This is a genomic window from Streptomyces durhamensis, from assembly GCF_000725475.1.
Classification (GTDB): domain Bacteria; phylum Actinomycetota; class Actinomycetes; order Streptomycetales; family Streptomycetaceae; genus Streptomyces; species Streptomyces filipinensis.
Window position 1 is genome coordinate 1 of sequence record NZ_JNXR01000077.1, and the last position, 3,193, is coordinate 3,193.

1 pseudogene is annotated in these 3,193 nt (G+C 73.2%); it reads right to left on the reverse strand.

Going from position 1 to position 3,193, the window contains the following annotated elements:
- Positions 1–3,193: pseudogene (locus IO33_RS53695) on the reverse strand (type I polyketide synthase); the annotation flags it as partial.

Consider the following 3,193-nt stretch of genomic DNA (forward strand, 5'->3'; position numbering starts at 1 on the left):
GCCGTAGTCGTGGTACATCACACCGGCGAAGACACCGGTCCTGCTGCCCCGCATCGTCACCGGGTCGATCCCGGCCCGCTCGAACGCCTCCCACGACGTCTCCAGCAGCAACCGCTGCTGCGGGTCCATCGCCAGCGCCTCACGCGGCGAGATCCCGAAGAAGGCCGGGTCGAACTCGGCAGCCTCGTGGAGGAAACCGCCGTGCCGCACGTAGGACGTGCCGGAACGGTCGGGGTCCGGGTCGTAGAGGTTCTCGACGTCCCAGCCGCGGTCCTCGGGGAATCCCGAGATCGCGTCGCCGCCGGACGCGACCAACTGCCACAGGTCTTCTGGCGACCGCACATCACCGGGGAACCGGCAGGCCATACCCACGATCGCGATCGGCTCGTCCGTCCCGGTCACCGCGGCGACCGCGGCCTCGGACCGCGCCTGGACGCCCAGGGTCTCGCCCAGCAGGAAGCTGGCGAGCGCGACGGGCGTGGGGTAATCGAAGACCATGGTCGCGGGGAGCCGCAGCCCGGTCGCCGCGTTCAGCCGGTTACGGAGTTCCACCGAGGTGAGCGAGTCGAAACCGGCGTCCTGGAAGGCGTGTTCCGGCTGGACGGCCTGGACCGAGGCATGGCCGAGCACGGCGGCGACCTCGGTGCGCACCAGGTCCAGCACCACCTGCTCGCGCTCGGCCTCCGGCAGCCCGGCCAACCGCTGCCCCAGCGAACCCTTCGGCGCGCTCTGCGCCGCGCGCCGCACCGGCGCCACCCGCACCAGCCCGCGCAGGACCGGCGGTACCGTGCCCTGCAGCCCGCTCAGGTCCAGCCGCAGCGGGGCGACGGCGGCCCGGTCCAGGGCCAGCGCCGCGTCGAACAGCCGCAGACCCTCGTCGACGGCGATCGGGGCCAGGCCCACCCGCTTGAGCCGGGTCAGGTCCGCCTGGTCGAGCCGGTCGGCCATGCCGTTGCCCTGCTCCCACAGACCCCACGCCAGGGACACGGCGGTGAGGCCCTGGGCGCGGCGGGCTTCGGCGAAGGCGTCGAGGAAGGTGTTCGCCGCCGCGTAGTTGCCCTGGCCCGCGCTGCCCAGGATGCCGGACACCGAGGAGAAGACGACGAACGCCGACAGGTCGCTGGTCAGCTCATGGAGGTTGAGCACGGCATCGACCTTCGGACGCAGCACGGTCTGCAGGCGCTCCGGGGTGAGCGCGGCGATCACGCCGTCGTCGAGGACGCCGGCCGTGTGCACCACGGCCGTCACCGACGTGCCGGACAGCACCTCGGCGAGGGCGTCCCGGTCGGCCGCGTCGCAGGCCGCCCAGCTCACCTCGGCGCCCCCCGCGGCCAGTTCGGCCTCCAGCTCGGCGGCGCCGGGGGCCTGCGCACCGCGCCGGCTGACGAGCAGCAGACTGCGTACGCCGTGCTCGGCGACCAGGTGCCGGGCGACGAGCGCGCCCAACGCCCCGGACGCACCGGTCAGCAGGACGGTGCCGGCGCCGAAGTCCGGCGTGCCGGCGCCGAAGTCCGGCGTGCCGGTGGCGGTCCCGGTGGCCTTCACCAGACGCGGTACGAACACCTCGCCGTTGCGGACCGCGAACTGCGTCTCACCGCAAGCGAGCACGGCAGGCAGCACCCGAACCGCCTCCTCCGTGTCCTCGGCCTCCACCAGCACCAACCGGTCCGGGTGCTCCGACTGCGCCGAGCGCACCAGCCCCCACACCGCGGCATGAGCCAGATCCCCCGGACGTCCACTCCAGGCCGAACAGCCGATCGCCGCCACCGGCACCGCGCACCTGCTCCACCGAGACGGCCCGCAACGACAGCGACTCGACCGAGGCCACCGGGTCACCGGCGCCGTCGGCCACGGCCAGGGTCACCGAACCGGTGGCCGTCCGCGACAACTTCACCCGCACCATCGCCGCTCCGGCTGCCTGCACGACCACGCCGGACCATGCGAACGGCAGGGCCGGCCCATCGGTCGGCGACACCAGCCCACCGGCGGCCAGTGCGTGCAGGGCCGCGTCCAGCAGCGCCGGGTGCAGGGCGAACGCCGCCGCCTCGGCAGCCGGCTCCTCCGGCAGCTCGACCTCGGCGAAGACGTCGTCCCCGCCGCGCCACACCGAGCGCAGGCCCTGGAAGGCCGGACCGTAGTCCAGGCCCGCGGCAGCCATGCCCTCGTAGAACGCCGCCAGGTCGACGGCCTCCGCACCCACCGGCGGCCATGCGCCGAGGTCCGCAGCGGACGGTGCCTCTGCCGAGGACAGCACACCCGTCGCGTGCCGCAGCCACGAGCCGTCGGCGACGCGCGAGTGCACGCTCAGCTCCCGTCGGCCTGACTCGTCCTCAGGACCGACAGCCAGCTGAAGGGTGACGCCACCTCGTTCGGGCACGACCAGAGGAAGCTCAAGGGTGAGGTCTTCGATCCATCCGCACCCCGTCTCGTCGCCCGCCCGGATCGCCAACTCCACGAACGCGGTGCCGGGCAGCAGAACGGTCCCGTTCACGGCGTGGTCGGCGAGCCAGGGATGGGTTTCGAGGGAGAGCAGCCCGGTGAGCAGGGCCCCGTCGCTGTCGGCGGTCGCAATCGCGGCACCGAGCAACGGATGGTCCGCCGCCCCCAGGCCGGCGGCCCGGACGTCGCCGGACGCCTGAGGGACGTCGAGCCAGAAGCGCTCGCGCTGGAAGGCGTAGGTCGGCAGGTCGACACGGCGAGCGCCCGGGAAGAAGGCGTGCCAGTCCACTTCGACGCCGACAACGTGCAGTTGGGCACACGCGGCGGTGAGGGCGTACGGCTCCGGGCGGTCGGCGCGCAGGGCGGGAACGGTGACAATGTCCGCAACATCATCGAGGCAGCCCTGGGCGAGGGCACTGAGGACGCCACCGGGACCGACCTCCACGAAGGTCGTCACACCCAGGCCGTGCAGGGTCTGGACGCCGTCGGCGAAGCGGACCGCTTCACGCACGTGCCGGACCCAGTACTCGGGCGTGTACGGCTCGGCCAGCCGGCCGGTCAGGTTCGAAACGACGGGAATCCGCGGCTCGTTGAAGACCAGACCGCTGACGGCCTGCGCGAACTCCTCCAGCCGGAGACGACGACCGACTGCGGGCCGTTGACCGCCGCGATGCTGACGCCGTCGGTCAGGTGGGGAAGGATCTCGTCCTCGGTCGCCTGGACGGCGACCATCGCCCCGCCCACGGGCAACGCC